The organism is Caulobacter sp. GSs2 (assembly GCF_058680895.1).
This window is the reverse complement of the sequence record NZ_CM178725.1, coordinates 1,990,794-2,004,533: the sequence shown is the minus strand read 5'-3', so window position 1 is coordinate 2,004,533 and position 13,740 is coordinate 1,990,794. Positions and strand designations below refer to the sequence as shown.

9 protein-coding genes are annotated in these 13,740 nt (G+C 67.1%); 5 read left to right on the top strand and 4 right to left on the bottom strand.

Annotated features, from left to right (window positions below):
- Positions 1 to 5 precede the first annotated feature (5 nt).
- Together ACW17Z_RS09785 and ACW17Z_RS09780 are read right to left on the bottom strand one after the other, a co-directional pair.
- Positions 6 to 2,078: a TonB-dependent receptor family protein gene (locus tag ACW17Z_RS09785; protein ID WP_492055850.1), complete on the bottom strand. Its 2,073-nt coding sequence runs from the start codon at positions 2,076 to 2,078 to the stop codon at positions 6 to 8.
- A 66-nt stretch (positions 2,079 to 2,144) separates the two neighbouring features.
- A complete protein-coding gene (locus ACW17Z_RS09780) occupies positions 2,145 to 2,540 on the bottom strand; it encodes a DUF2946 family protein (protein WP_492055849.1) in 396 nt (131 codons plus the stop codon).
- 314 nt (positions 2,541 to 2,854) lie between these two features.
- Between ACW17Z_RS09780 and ACW17Z_RS09775 the strand changes: the two genes are divergently transcribed.
- Positions 2,855 to 4,207 (top strand): alpha/beta hydrolase family protein, encoded by a 1,353-nt coding sequence (locus ACW17Z_RS09775; RefSeq protein ID WP_492055848.1) that lies wholly within the window; start codon positions 2,855 to 2,857, stop codon positions 4,205 to 4,207.
- A 218-nt stretch (positions 4,208 to 4,425) separates the two neighbouring features.
- Here ACW17Z_RS09775 and ACW17Z_RS09770 read toward each other — a convergent pair whose 3' ends face one another.
- Positions 4,426 to 5,586, bottom strand: a complete 1,161-nt coding sequence (locus ACW17Z_RS09770) for a serine hydrolase domain-containing protein (protein ID WP_492055847.1) — start codon at positions 5,584 to 5,586, stop codon at positions 4,426 to 4,428.
- Positions 5,587 to 5,958: 372 nt separating this feature from the next.
- Positions 5,959 to 7,623: a YbaL family putative K(+) efflux transporter gene (ybaL, locus tag ACW17Z_RS09765; RefSeq protein ID WP_492055846.1), complete on the bottom strand. Its 1,665-nt coding sequence runs from the start codon at positions 7,621 to 7,623 to the stop codon at positions 5,959 to 5,961.
- A 71-nt stretch (positions 7,624 to 7,694) separates the two neighbouring features.
- Between ybaL and ACW17Z_RS09760 the strand changes: the two genes are divergently transcribed.
- The 4 genes from ACW17Z_RS09760 to ACW17Z_RS09745 all read left to right on the top strand — a co-directional run bounded on the left by ACW17Z_RS09760 (position 7,695) and on the right by ACW17Z_RS09745 (position 13,669).
- Entirely contained in the window at positions 7,695 to 7,955 is a 261-nt protein-coding gene (locus tag ACW17Z_RS09760; RefSeq protein ID WP_419319583.1) for a helix-turn-helix transcriptional regulator, read from the top strand.
- 20 nt (positions 7,956 to 7,975) lie between these two features.
- The gene (locus ACW17Z_RS09755; protein ID WP_492055845.1) at positions 7,976 to 9,781 is read left to right on the top strand and encodes a cation:proton antiporter domain-containing protein; all 1,806 of its coding nucleotides are present in this window, start codon (positions 7,976 to 7,978) and stop codon (positions 9,779 to 9,781) included.
- A gap of 357 nt (positions 9,782 to 10,138) precedes the next feature.
- Positions 10,139 to 11,350 carry an OmpA family protein gene (locus ACW17Z_RS09750; protein WP_419319585.1) on the top strand — a complete coding sequence of 404 codons (1,212 nt, stop codon included), beginning with the start codon at positions 10,139 to 10,141 and terminating at the stop codon, positions 11,348 to 11,350.
- Between the two features lie 438 nt (positions 11,351 to 11,788).
- A complete protein-coding gene (locus ACW17Z_RS09745; RefSeq protein WP_492055844.1) occupies positions 11,789 to 13,669 on the top strand; it encodes a ribonucleoside-diphosphate reductase subunit alpha in 1,881 nt (626 codons plus the stop codon).
- The last annotated feature ends 71 nt before the right edge of the window (positions 13,670 to 13,740 follow it).

The window sequence follows — 13,740 nt, the reverse complement described above, 5'->3', positions numbered from 1 at the left end:
GTCTCCTAGAACTTGCCCGAGACGCCGACAAAGACGCCGCGCCCCTCACCCGGCCAGAAGGCGGCCGTGTTTTCGATCGTCGCCGCCGTGACCGAGGCCGGATTGGCCAGCGGATTGACGGTGGCGACATAGCGCTTGTCGAACAGATTGCGCGCATCGACGAACACCGTCACCCCGTCGCGGCTATAGCCGGCCCCCAGCGAGGCGATAGCGTAGTCGGGCGCGCGGACCTTGTTGCGGAAATCGACGAACGGGCCGCGCGGCGACCACTCGACCGCCGGGGCCACGAACCAGCCGGCCGGGTGCTCGTATTTCAGCTCGGCGCGGTAGAGGTGCTCAGGCACGATCGGCAGGGTGTTGTCGCCATACTGGGCGTCGCCCTCGAAGTGGAAGTCCGACCAGGCCCAGGTCTGGCGCAGGCGGATGCGCTTGTTGAACCGCCAGTCGAGGCCGGCTTCCAGGCCCTGATGCACCGTCTCGTCGGCGTTGAAGGTGGCGGCCGGGTGGGCGGGATCGACCACGAAGCTCAGCAGCTCGTTCTTCAGCTCGGCGCGATAGAGGGCCAGATCCCAGGCAAACGCGCCCTTGCGGCCGCGGGCGCCGATTTCGCCGGTCCAGGCCTTTTGCGGAACCACGGGCGCGAAGCCGGCGGCGGCGGACGGCGAATAGGCTCCGAAATTGGGCGGCTCGACCGACTTCGTTAGATTGGCGAACACCTGGCTGTCCTGGTCGATCTGGAACAGCAGGCCGACGCGCGGGGCCAGCCAGTCATAGTCGCGGCTGCCGGTCAGGTCGAAGGTCGAGGCCACGCCGGCCAGCTTGTAGGCGCGATAGTCGCGCTTGGCGGTTCCGTAAGTCGCGCCGGCCACCACGGCGACGCGCGGGGTGACGAAGAAGCGACCCTCGGCGAAAACGTCCAGGGCTTCCGCATTCTGCCGCGAAAAGGCCTGGGCCGCGCCCTTGGAGCCGCGCAGGTTCAGCCACTGGCGGGCGTCCAGATCGCCGATCCTGTAGGCGGCGCCCGCGAACAGGTCGGCGGCGTGGCCGCCCAACTCGCCGGTCCAGTCCAGCCGTCCAAAGGCCCCGAAGTTGCGGCTTTCCTGGTCGATGACCTGGAAGATCGGATGGTCCAGGTCGCGCCAGGCGGCATGGACGCCGCCTTCGAACACGGTGGTGTCGGACAGCCGCCAGGTGGTCTGCACGCTGGCCCGGGCGTTGCGCATGTTGCGCCCGTAATTGTTGGCCAGATTGCCGGCGGCGGCCTTTTCAGGGCTGTTCAGGGCCTGGGCCAGGGGCAGGGAGCCGGCGATCTGCTGGCGCAGGTCCGCGCCGCTGACATACAGGCGAACCTCGCGGTCCTCGCCGAAGCTGTGGCCGATATTGGCCGACAGGCGGGCGGCCGAGCTGTTGCTCTGCTGGCGCCAGCCGTCGGCGTTCATCAGGGTGGCGCCGACGAAGACGTCGTTGTCGCCGAACTGCCGCGCCACCTCGCCATGCAGGCGGGCCGTGCCGAAGGAGCCGCCCTCGACCCGCACCAGGTTGTCGGCCCCGGCCGTCTTGCCCGTCGGCGTCACGAAATTGATCGCCCCGCCCAGCAGGGCCCCGCCAAAGCGCAGGGCGTTGCCGCCCTTGTAGACCTCGGTGTAGCGGGCCAGCAGCGGGTCGATCAGCTGATAGTCGCCATAGCCGTCGGCTTCGTTCAGGGGCACGCCGTCCTGGGCCAGCAGGGTGCCGCGATTGTGGTTGGCGTTGCCGATGCCCGAGCCCCGGATCGACAGGCGGGTGTCTTCGCCGAACTTCTTCTGGGCGAACACGCCGGGCACGTCGCGGACGGTGTCGTTGAGGCCCAGGGCGAAGCGGTTTGCATAGGCTTCCGACGAGATCACGGCCACTGCGCCGGGGGTTTCCGACAGGCGCTTGCGGGCCTGGGCCACGGCGGGCGGGTCTTCGGGATCGGGCCGGGCGGTGACCAGCACCGAGTCGATCTGGGTCTGGTTGGCGTCGGCGGCGTGAGCAGCAGGCGACAGGCAAAGGGCGGCGGCGCCCAGCAGGAGGGCGCGGCGAAAAGTGACGGTCATGAGAATTGCAGTCCTGAAAACGTGACGAGACGCGCGGGCGGCGTCAGCCGCAGCGCAGGCTTTGGGTCAGGCGTTCAGGTTGGCGGGTGGCCCCTGTCCGGGCGGACGGGGCGGCGCGCGGGCATGGCCGCGAACGCCCAGGGTGCGCACGACGGCGACTTCCAGGCGGACGGCATAGCGCACGGGCGCGATGGTGGCGGCGGGGTCGGGGGTGATGGCGGCCAGGCTGGCGGCCACGCACTGGCCGCACTTGAAGCCGCCGAAGATCTTGCTGGGAGCCGGCTCTTCGCCGCCCACCTTGACCAGCTTGGCGCCCTCGGCGGTACAGATGATGATCGCCTCGCCCGCGCTGGTCGAGCGGGCCATGGCGACGGCCGGAACCAGGGTCTGGGCCAGCACCGCGAGCGCCGCCAGCAGGGCGACGAGCAGGGTAGGGCCGGATCTGGCGCGACGGGCGGTCATGGTCTGGGGTGACTAGGCGCTGGCGTGTGCGGGGTCAATTGGGGTGTGTTTGGTTTTTGCCGGCTGGTGGTATGCGCCACATGCAGACCTTGGCGCCTTTACAAACTTCGGACGTTCAGAGCCGGTAGGCTGCGAATTCGCGATGCGTCCGTGAGAGTCGCTTGAAAGCTTTGCTTCTAGTGACTGCTGACGGGCCAAGGCGCGTCAATCGATCGCCGGGTGACCGTGACAAACCTGTCTTGGCCTTCGGCTATGCCGCTTCGCGAACCGAGCCGGCGAATCGCGCCGCCAGTAAGCGTACGAGAGGCGCCATTATGAAGTTCCCGACGGGCCTGCTGCTTTTCCTCCTGTTCTCCGCGCCCAGCGCGGCCCTGGCGCGGGAGATTGTCTCCGATGGTCCCGCCTTGGCGGCGGCCGGCGCCTACCCAGTCGGCGTGATCACCCAGACCCTGACGGAAAAGGACCAGCCGGACCTTGTGGCCAGCGATCTGGCCGCCGGTAAGCTGGTGCGCGGTGATCGCGTCCTGCCGCTGACCATCTGGTACCCCGCTACCCGCCCGACGGCCGGCGCCGCCACCGTGCGCTACACCATGCCAGACAAGCCCGCGGCGGGCGAAGTCGCCGCCCAGGTCCCCTACAAGGTCGGCGGGGCCTATCCCGACGCCAAGCCGGTGCGCGGCCAGGCCTTTCCGTTGGTGGTGATCTCGCACGGCTATCGCAACTGGGCGACCAGCTTCAGCGACCTGGCCGAGAACCTTGCCTCCAAGGGCTATGTCGTGGCTTCGATCGACCATCACGATCTTGAGCCGGTCACCCTGGCCGCGCCGCAGCTGTCGTTCGCCACGACGGTGATCACGCGCGTCGCCGAACAAAGGTTCGTCATCGAAGCCCTTACCAAGACCGCCGGAGAAGGGGCCCTGCGAAACGTCTATGATCCGGGCAACATCGCCTTGATCGGCTACTCTATGGGCGGCTTCGGAGCGCTGGCGACCATGGGCGCGGGGCTGGATCCGAACGGCCCGCTCGCCAAGGTCGCGCCTGGGGGCCTGCTCCAACCCTTCACCACCGACAATCGGGACTTCACCGCGAACACGCCCAAGGGCGTCAAGGCGATGGTGGCTTTCGCGCCCTGGGGCGGTGCGCCGCCGCTGCGCGCCTGGACGGCCGACAGCCTGGCCAGGATCACGGTCCCAAGCCTGCTGATCGTTGGTGATCGTGACGACGTCAGTGGTTACGCCGATGGCGTCGCCTGGCTGTACGGCGCAATGCGGGGCGCCGACCGCACTCTCCTCGTCTACGAGAACGCGCGGCACAATATCGCTCGCGACGGCACGCCGCCCAGCCTAATCAGCGACTATCAATCGGTCGTGCGCTTCGAAGAGCCGGTCTGGCGTCGCGATCGAATCCTGGCGATCAACCGTCACTTCATCACCGCCTTCCTCGACGCGCATCTGAAAGGCGACAAAGCCCACGGAAGCTATCTGACCGCGCCGACGCCCAAGGCGGCGGACGGCGTCTGGCGCGTCGGCCAAGGCGCGCCCACAGAGGGCCTCTATGCCTCCCCGTCGGATCCGGCGAGCGCCGGCTACTGGCCGGGCTTTCAGAACCGTTGGGCGTTGGGCCTACAATTGCGCCATGACACAGCCGAGCCGCCGCCGGGGCTGTGACAACGGGCCACGGTCGCGCGGGCAGGGCGCCATCAGCGTTCCTGACTACGCCACGCGCACCACGTTCCTCCAACAATTTCGCCGCGAGTGCATAGGCGTTCTCGGGGCCCAAACCTGAAGGGTCCCGCCACCGGGCGTCAGAGTGACGGCGCCCTGCCTTGAACCGATCGGCTTGTGCCAACCGCCCATCCGGCCGCGCTCGCGACGAGACGCTATCGTCAGTTGTCGACAGCGAGAGCGGGGATGTATTGCGACGCAATCCTGTCGACAAAACTGTGGGGCGAAGCGCCCAGCAGGTTCGTCAGAACGATCACCGTAAGGTCATCCTTGGGGTAGATGAAGATGGCCGCGCGATTGCCGCCCGTGGGCGTGATCGCGGGGTGTTCCGCGCGGCGAATGACCGGCCAGCCTAGTCCATAGCCATTGATGGTCTTGTTGAAGCCGCGATAGCTTCCGTCGGGCAGTTGCTGCGGTGTCCAGAGCTGCTCGAGGCCCTTTTCGCTGACCAATTGCCGCTTCTGCAGCGCGATAACCCATGCGGCCAGATCTGTGGCCGTGGCCTGAACGCCTGCGGTGGGATGCATATAGGCCGGCCACACCTCCTGGCGCGCAAGCGGGGTCTCGCTGCGCTCGACGCCGACGGTCCTCATGTCCGTGATCTGCAGCGTCAGATAGGTGTAGAGCCGGGCCAGCTCGGGCACGGTGTCGGCCGTGTTTCCAAAGCGGGCGTGCGCCATGCCCGCCGCGTTGAACTGCCCCTCGCGCACGACATCAACGAAGCGCTTGCCCGAGAGCTTCTCGATGATCTTGCCCATCAGGGCATAGCCGGTCTGATTGTAGGCATACTGCGTGCCGGGCGCATATCGCAGGGGAAGGGTCTGGACCTTGGCCCAGGCGGCGTCGGGCTCGGCGCCGTCGATCAGCCGCGTGTTGTCGTCGATGATCTCGGGCAGGCCTGATGTGTGCGTCAGGATCTGGCGGACCGTGATCGGTTTCCACGAGGGCGGCAGCTCTTCGAGATATTGCGTCACCGAGGCATCGAGATCGAGCTTGCCGGCCTCGACAAGCTGCATCGCCGCGACGCCGGTGAAGGCCTTGCTGATCGAATTGATACCGAAAACCGTGCGGTCCGTGACAGGCTTGGCGGTCTCGAGGTCGGACTGGCCGTAAGCGCCCTTGAAGATGATTTTGCCGTTTTTCACGATCGCCAGCTGGAGCCCCGGAATACGGCGGGACGCCATCTCGCTTTGAACCAGGCGTTCAATCGCGGCGGTCTTGCTGTCCGCGTCTGAGATCTGCGTCGTCTGGGCGTTTGCGCTATTGGCAAGGCCGCCCATGATCGCAATCAGGCCGATTGCGGCGGAAATAGTCTTCAGCATTCTTTTGGCTATCCAGAGCTCGGGGGGACCGGCCGCAATCGCGGATCAGGCGGAACGGCACGTTGGCTGAGGGATGGGCTGGTCGTGGCGTCGGTTGACCCGTTCGCTGCACGCCCGTCAACCCAGGCTCGGTCAATGGCATGGCTTGATCGGTGAACGGCGATGCAGCCCGGCGAACTGTTGCCTCAGGGCGGACGGGGCTGTCAGGTTTGTGTGCGGCAGCGGCCAAGCAGGATCAGCTCCCTATCTGGCGCTACTCGGGATGGGTGGTGCTTAGGGGACTCGAATACCTGACCCCATCATTGCGAACGTGATGTTCACTGGCCCCAAGCGGACCTTCCCAAGGTTGCCTAAGAGCCAAATCCAGCTCTCCTAATGCCCACCCGCCGCCGCGACCGGCTTCTTCTTCGGCGCGCGGGCCAGCATGCCCTTGGCGATCTCGTCCTCGCCCACCAGGGCGTGGTTGGCGCCCATGCTTTTCAGCAGCTCGACGTCGGCGTCGGTATAGGCCCGGGTAATGATCTCGGCCTTGGGGTTGGCGGCGCGGGCCTGTTCGATAATCCGGGCGGCCTCGAACGGGCTGGGCACGGCGACGAACAGGTGGGTGGCCCTGGCCAGGCCGGCCTTCAGCAGCACCTCGGGCAGCACCGCATTGCCGTTGACCACCTCGAAGCCGGCGGCGCGCAGTTCGGCGGCGCGCTCGGGGTCGGCTTCGATGACCACCAGCGGCGTGCGGCCCTTCAGGCCCACGGCCACCCGCTTGCCGACCCGGCCATAGCCGACCAGCAGGGCGTGAGGCCGGGCTGCGGCGACCTGCGGCGGCTCGCCGGCCGCCTCGCGCTCGCGGGCGAGCATCCGGGGCAGGAAGCGGTCGAGGATCACGAACAGCAACGGATTGAGCAGGATCGACAGGATGGCGCCGGCCAGGATCAGGTCGCGGCCCGCTTCCGGCAGCAGCTTCAGCGACACGCCCAGCCCCGCCAGGATGAACGAGAACTCGCCGATCTGGGCCAGGCTGACCGAGATCGTCAGGGCCGTGCTCATCGGTCGGCGGAAGGCCAGCACGATGATCAGGGCGGCGATCGACTTGCCCACCACGATGATCGCCAAGGTGGCCAGCACGGCCAGCGGTTCGCGGATCAGCACCATCGGGTCGAACAGCATGCCGATCGAGACGAAGAACAGCACCGCAAAGGCGTCGCGCAGGGGCAGGGTCTCGTTGGCGGCCTGCTGGGACAGTTCGCTCTCGGCCATGATCATGCCGGCGAAGAAGGCCCCCAGGGCGAACGACACGCCAAACAGCGCCGCCGAGCCGAAGGCGACGCCCAGCGCCATGGCCAGCACGCCCAGACGGAATAGCTCGCGCGAGCCGGTATGGGCGACGCGGTGCAGGATCCACGGGATCACGCGGCGGCCGACGATCAGCATGAAGGCGACGAAGGCTGCCACCTTGCCGATGGTGATGGCGAAGGCGCCGGCCACGCCGCCGGGACCGGGGGCGGCGGCCTCACCGCCCAGCATTCCGGAGAGGGCGGGCAGCAGCACCAGGGCCAGCACCATGGCCAGGTCCTCGACGATCAGCCAGCCGACGGCGATCTTGCCACGCCCGGTCTCGACCAGCCGCCGCTCCTGCAGGGCGCGCAGCAGCACCACGGTCGAGGCGACCGACAGGGCCAGGCCAAAGACGATCCCCCCTCCGACGGTCCAGCCCAGGGCGAGCGCCAGGCCCAGGCCCATCACCGTGGCGGCGACGATCTGCACCACGGCCCCGGGTATGGCGATCTTGCGCACCGCCATCAGGTCTTTGAGCGAAAAGTGCAGCCCCACGCCGAACATCAGCAGGATCACGCCGATCTCGGCCAGCTGCGGCGCCAGCTCCTGATCGGCGACATAGCCGGGCGTGAACGGCCCGACCATCACGCCGGCCACCAGATAGCCGACGAGCACCGGCAGCTTCAGCCGATTGGCGAGGGCGCCGAATACGAAGGCCAGCCCCAGACCCGCGACGATGGTGACGATCAGCGAGGTATGGTGCAAAGGCTCTCCTTGACGGTCAACATTTTCGGTCGTATTCAACCAATATGGGTGACGAGCCCCGGATCTGCCAGATGCCACACGCAAAAATTCTCCTGCCGGCCCAGTGTCGGGGCGCCCGCGGCCTGCTCAGCTGGTCGCAAGGCGAGCTCGCCGATCGGGCGGGGGTGTCGCGCAGCACGGTCAAGGACTTCGAAACCGAGCGTCATGCGTTGCACCATAGCACCGAACGCCTTCTGATCGTGGCTTTCGAGGCGGGTGGGGTCATGCTGATCGCGCCGGGCAGCGCACCGGGAGACGCCGGGGCGGGCGTCAGGCTGAAACTGGCAAGCTAGGCGGAGAAAGAGGAGCGCGCGTGCAGCACGAGGTTTCACCAGCGGACTACAAGGACCTGGTCCTGTTCCTGGCCACCGCAGGCGTCGTCGCGCCGATCTTCAAGCGGCTGAAGATCAATCCGATCCTAGGCTTCCTGCTGGCGGGCGTGATCCTGGGGCCCTACGGGCTTGGACGCTTCATCCATGTCGCCCCGTGGCTCGACTACGTCACCGTCGACAATCCCGACGAAATCGCCCAGCTGGCCGAGTTCGGTGTCGTCTTCCTGCTGTTCATGATCGGGTTGGAGCTGTCGTGGGAGCGGCTGCGCCTGATGCGCAAGCTGGTGTTTGGCCTGGGCGCGGCCCAGATGATCGGCTGCTCGGTCGCCCTTGGCCTGGCGGCCATGGCCCTGGGCCAGCCGCCTGTCGCGGCCCTGGTGATCGGGGCCGCCCTGACCCTGTCGTCCACCGCCATCGCCGTGCCGGTGCTGGCCGAGCGGCGAAGGCTGCATTCCGACGGCGGACGGGCGACCTTCTCGGTGCTGCTGTTCCAGGATCTGGCCGTCGCCCCGATCCTGATCACCCTGACCATTCTGGGACGCGGCGACGGCGCCTTTGCGCTCAAGGACCTGCTGGCCTTGGCCCCGGCCGCTGCGGGCCTGGCGGCCATCGTCCTGGCGGGGCGCCTGTTCCTGCGGCCGATGCTCAAGTCCGTCGCCAAGGCCAAGAGCGAAGAGATGTTCATGGCCGCCTGCCTGCTGGTGATCATCGGCGCCGGCATGGTCAGCGCCCTGTCGGGCCTGTCGATGGCCCTGGGCGCCTTCGTGGCCGGGGTGCTGCTGGCCGAGACCGAGTATCGCCACGAGGTCGAGGTCAAGATCGAGCCGTTCAAGGGCCTGCTGCTGAGTCTGTTCTTCGTGTCGCTGGGCATTCGCCTGGACCTGTCGCTGCTGGTCGCCAAGCCCGCGCTGATCCTGGGCGTCGCCATCGGCCTTCTGGTGGTCAAGGCGGCCATGGTGTTCGGCCTGGGCCTGGCCATGAAGCTGGGGACCAAGGCCTCGGCCGAGGCGGCCCTGATCCTGGCGGCGGGCGGCGAGTTCGCCTTCGTCATTCTCGACAACGCCATGGGCGCGCAGGTCGTGCCGCGCGCGGTGGGCCAGGCGGTGCTGGTTTCGGCCACCCTGACCATGTTCCTGATCCCGGCCCTGGCCGCCCTGGGCGCGCACCTGGGTCGCAAGGCCGCCGTCGCCAGGACGTCCGAAGCGCCCCTTGGCCAGGGCCAGGCCGATGAGCCCGATCGGGTCGGTCCCGAGCCGTCCGGCCAGGTGCTGGTGATCGGCTATGGCCGGGTCGGCAAGCTGGTCGGCGAGATGCTGGGCCGCCACGACCTGCCCTGGATCGCCGTCGAGCGCGACGCCCGGCTGGTGGAGCAGGGGCGGCGCAATGGCAGCCGCGTCTATTATGGCGACGCCGCTCGACTGGAGCTCCTTGAGCGTTGCGGGCTGGCCACCGCCCGCGCGGTGGTCGTGACCATGGACGCGCCGGAAGCCGCAGAGGCGGTGGTCGCCGCCGCCCGCGGCGCGCGGCCTGACCTGACCATCGTCGCCCGCGCCCGCGACGCGCGCCATGCCGCGCGCCTCTATGAGCTGGGCGCCACCGACGCCGTGCCCGAGACCATCGAGGCCAGCCTGCAGCTGTCCGAGGCGGTGCTGGTCGATATCGGCGTGCCGATGGGCCTGGTCATCGCCTCGATCCACGAGCGCCGCGACGAATATCGCAAGGCGCTGAACCGTCCCGACGCCCTGGGCGGTCGTCGCCGGCGGCTGAGGGACGCGTCGCTGCGATAGCGGCGCCTGGCCCCGGTGGGCGCCGCGGGTCGCGCCTGGCCGAATCTTCCCGTGGCGCGCGAACAACAGCATAGGTGTGGCCGTACTGCGACAAAGCGCCACCTTTTCATGCACCAAGCCCTTGCGCGACCCGGTTTCACGTGCGAACCAACAGACTGGCGCTCCCAGCGGAAGATTTCGGCCTATACGCTCGGAAGTTGATTTTGTGGGGCGGTCTTGTTTGGCTTCCTGGAGCGCATATCCAGGTCAGCGAAACCTGACGAGTGTGGCTTTGCTGACACTTTCCCGGGACGTTCGCCTTGGTATAACGATGCTCGGTCGTTTTCGGCCGGAGCAGGGCAATAGAGGGCTCTTGATATGAAATTCAAACTCCTGGCGGGAGTCGCTCTGGCTGCGGTTTGCGCCGCGTCGAGCGTCTCCGCTCAAGAGACCGGCTGGTACGGCGCGGTCGACCTGGGCTACCACTTCCCGACCGCCATCGGCACCGAGTCCAGCCTGCGGGCTCCGGACAACGCCAACTATCACTGGCAGTGGGCCGCCGATAAGGATTGGACCGGCTTCGTTCGTCTCGGCTACCAGTTCACCCCGAACTGGCGCGCTGAACTCGAAGGCGGCTATCGCCCCGGCGATCTGACCTCGGTTCGCGGCAACGCCGTTCGCCAGCAGCCCCGTGGCCTCTGCACCCCCGGCGTGATCCGCACTGCGGCCGCTCCGACGTGCGGCTCGCCGGACGGCTCGATCGACTCCTGGACCCTGATGGCGAACGTCCTGTACGACTTCGCCCCGGACGCCTGGATCAACCCCTTCGTCGGCGCTGGCCTCGGCCTCAATCGCGTTGACGTGAAGGCCCTGGGCCAGTTCAGCGGCGTTCAGGCCCCGATCTCGGCCAGCAACCCGGCCATCCAGAACCTCAGCGTTGACGACGACGACACGTCGATCGCCTGGCAAGCTCTGGCCGGCGCCTCGATCAAGGCAACCGACAAGCTGAAGATCGACGTCACCTATCGTTATCTCGCCGGCTACGACACTGAGTGGCTGTCGACGGGTTCCGCAGGCGCTCTGCAGCCGGGCACTTTCGGTGGCCAGTACAAGGACCAATCGGTGACCGTCGGTCTCCGCTACTCCTTCGCCGCCCCGCCGGCCCCGCCGCCCCCGCCGCCCCCGCCGCCGCCTCCCCCCCCGCCGCCCCCGCCTCCGCCCCCGCCGCCTCCCCCGCCGCCTCCGCCGGCGTATGAGGCTCGCGAGTTCATCGTCTACTTCCCGTTCGATCAGTACGTGCTGACGCCGGAAGCCCAGTCGGTGGTTTCGGAAGCTGCGAACTACGCCAACGCCGGCAAGGCGACGAAGCTGGTGGTCGTCGGTCACACCGACACCTCGGGTTCGCCGAAGTACAACGCCCGCCTGTCGGAGCGTCGTGCAAAGGCCGTTGCTGACGCTCTGGTTGGTCTGGGCGTCGTCCAGGACACCCTGGCCGTCGACTGGAAGGGCGAAAGCGCCCCCGCCGTCGCCACCGGCGATGGTGTGAAGGAACCGCTGAACCGCCGTTCCACGATCTCGATCAACTTCTAAGATCTAGATCAACTTGATCTGGGAAGGGCCTGGCGGCGACGCCGGGCCCTTTTCTTTTGCGCTGTACGCCCTCCATCTGGGCTGCGGCGGGTGCGGGCGGGCCAGACCCCGCCGACCGCCCTCAGGGCCGCGCGCGTGATCACCTGAAGGCGCCTATGGGCCAAGCTGTGGGCGGATGTCGAAGTCCGGGGGCGGATCGCTTGACCCGACTTGTGACCGTCTGTCGCAGCTGAAAAAAGTTGGCGCTGGCAACCCCTTGATCCTGCCCGCTAAGTTGGAGCCGTTCACAGCTTGTTAACGAAAAACTCGCCGCCGGGGCGTTGACGAGTCATTAGCCACTGTGGCCCCATATGTGGGCTGAGGGGGCTCCTCGGCCACAAGATGTAGCGGCTGGGCGGGGCGTTTCCTTCTCCGGAACACGCTGATTGATTATGGATTTTGGTCATGAACGGCAGTGAAGCGGCGAAGATGACTGCGGTCCCCCAGGGTCGCACCGAGGGCATGCGGGCTTCCGAGCGTCCGAAATTGGCGCTGGTGCGCAAGGTTCAGGTCGATCGCTCGCGCGACGCCCTGCTGACCGATTTCGGCAAGACCACCCTGGAAGATCGCTATCTGCTGCCGGGCGAATCCTATCAGGACATGTTCGCGCGGGTGTCGACGGCTTTCGCTGACGACGCCGACCACGCACAACGCGTCTATGACTATATGAGCCAGCTGTGGTTCATGCCCTCGACCCCGGTGCTCAGCAATGGCGGCGCCGAGCGCGGCCTGCCGATCAGCTGCTTCCTGAACTCGGTCTCCGACAGCCTGGACGGTATCCTCAGCGTCTGGAACGAGAACGTCTGGCTGGCGGCCAATGGCGGCGGCATCGGCACCTATTGGGGCGGCGTCCGGTCGATCGGCGAGAAGGTCAAGGGCCAGGGCCAGACCAGCGGCATCATCCCCTTCATCCGCGTGATGGACAGCCTGACCCTGGCGATCAGCCAGGGCTCGCTGCGCCGCGGTTCGGCGGCCGTCTATCTGGACATCCACCACCCGGAAATCGAAGAGTTCCTGGAAATCCGCAAGGCGTCGGGCGACTTCAACCGCAAGTCCCTGAACCTGCACCACGGCATCTCGATCAGCGACGAGTTCATGCACGCGGTCCGCGATGGCCTGAAGTTTGGCCTGCGCTCGCCCAAGACCAATGAAGTGCTGCGCGAGGTCGACGCCCGCTCTCTGTGGCAGAAAGTGCTGGAGCTGCGCCTGCAGACCGGCGAGCCCTACCTGATCTTCTCCGACACCGTGAACCGGGCCATGCCCCAGCACCAGCGCGAGCTGGGCCTGAGCGTGCGCCAGTCCAACCTGTGCAGCGAGATCATGCTGCACACCGGCGTCGACCACCTGGGCAATGACCGCACGGCCGTCTGCTGCCTGTCGTCGGTCAATGCCGAGACCTTCATGGAGTGGCGCGACCAGCCGATGTTCATCGAGGACATCATGCGCTTCCTCGACAACGTCCTGCAGGACTTCATCGACCGCGCGCCGGACGCCGCCGCCACCGCCGCCTACGCCGCCATGCGCGAGCGTTCGGTGGGCCTGGGCCTGATGGGCTTCCACAGCTTCCTGCAGAGCCAGAACGTGCCGTTCGAAAGCGCCCTGGCCAAGAGCTGGAACATGCGGATGTTCAAGCACCTGCGCCGCGAGGCCGACAAGGCCTCGATCACCATCGGCCAGGAGAAGGGCCCGTGCCCCGACGCCGCCGATCGTGGCTCGATGGAGCGTTTCTCGCACAAGCTGGCCATCGCCCCGACCGCCTCGATCTCGATCATCTGCGGCGGCACCTCGGCGGGCATCGAGCCGATCCCGGCCAATATCTATACGCACAAGACCCTGTCGGGGTCGTTCGCGGTCAAGAACCCCTATCTGGAAAAGCTGCTCGACGAGAAGGGCCACAACACCGACGCGGTGTGGGGCACGATCCTGGAGAACGAGGGCTCGGTCCAGCACCTGGACTTCCTGAGCCAGGACGACAAGGACGTCTACAAGACCGCCTTTGAACTGGATCAGCGCTGGGTGGTCGAATTGGCCGCCGATCGCACGCCGGAAATCTGCCAGAGCCAGTCGGTCAACATCTTCCTGCCGGGCGATGTCGACAAGTGGGACCTGCACATGCTGCACTGGCAGGCTTGGGAGCGCGGCGTGAAGTCGCTGTATTATCTGCGCTCCAAGTCGGTGCAGCGCGCCTCCTATGCCGGTTCCGAATTCGCGGTCGAGCCGACCGGCGGTTTCGATATCGCCGAGAAGACGGACTACGAGGAATGCCTCGCCTGCCAATAGGCGGGATAAATCTGCAAGATGGTTAAGCGGCGGCGAGGGCAAAACCCTCGCCGCCGTTTGCGTTTTGGGAA

What these genes read in the sequence shown, in the direction of transcription:
- ACW17Z_RS09785 (WP_492055850.1), bottom strand. Translation starts at nt 2,078, where the DNA reads ATGACCGTCACTTTTCGCCGCGCCCTCCTGCTGGGCGCCGCCGCCCTT.
- ACW17Z_RS09780 (WP_492055849.1), bottom strand. Translation starts at nt 2,540, where the DNA reads ATGACCGCCCGTCGCGCCAGATCCGGCCCTACCCTGCTCGTCGCCCTG.
- ACW17Z_RS09775 (WP_492055848.1), top strand. Translation starts at nt 2,855, where the DNA reads ATGAAGTTCCCGACGGGCCTGCTGCTTTTCCTCCTGTTCTCCGCGCCC.
- ACW17Z_RS09770 (WP_492055847.1), bottom strand. Translation starts at nt 5,586, where the DNA reads ATGCTGAAGACTATTTCCGCCGCAATCGGCCTGATTGCGATCATGGGC.
- ACW17Z_RS09760 (WP_419319583.1), top strand. Translation starts at nt 7,695, where the DNA reads ATGCCACACGCAAAAATTCTCCTGCCGGCCCAGTGTCGGGGCGCCCGC.
- ACW17Z_RS09750 (WP_419319585.1), top strand. Translation starts at nt 10,139, where the DNA reads ATGAAATTCAAACTCCTGGCGGGAGTCGCTCTGGCTGCGGTTTGCGCC.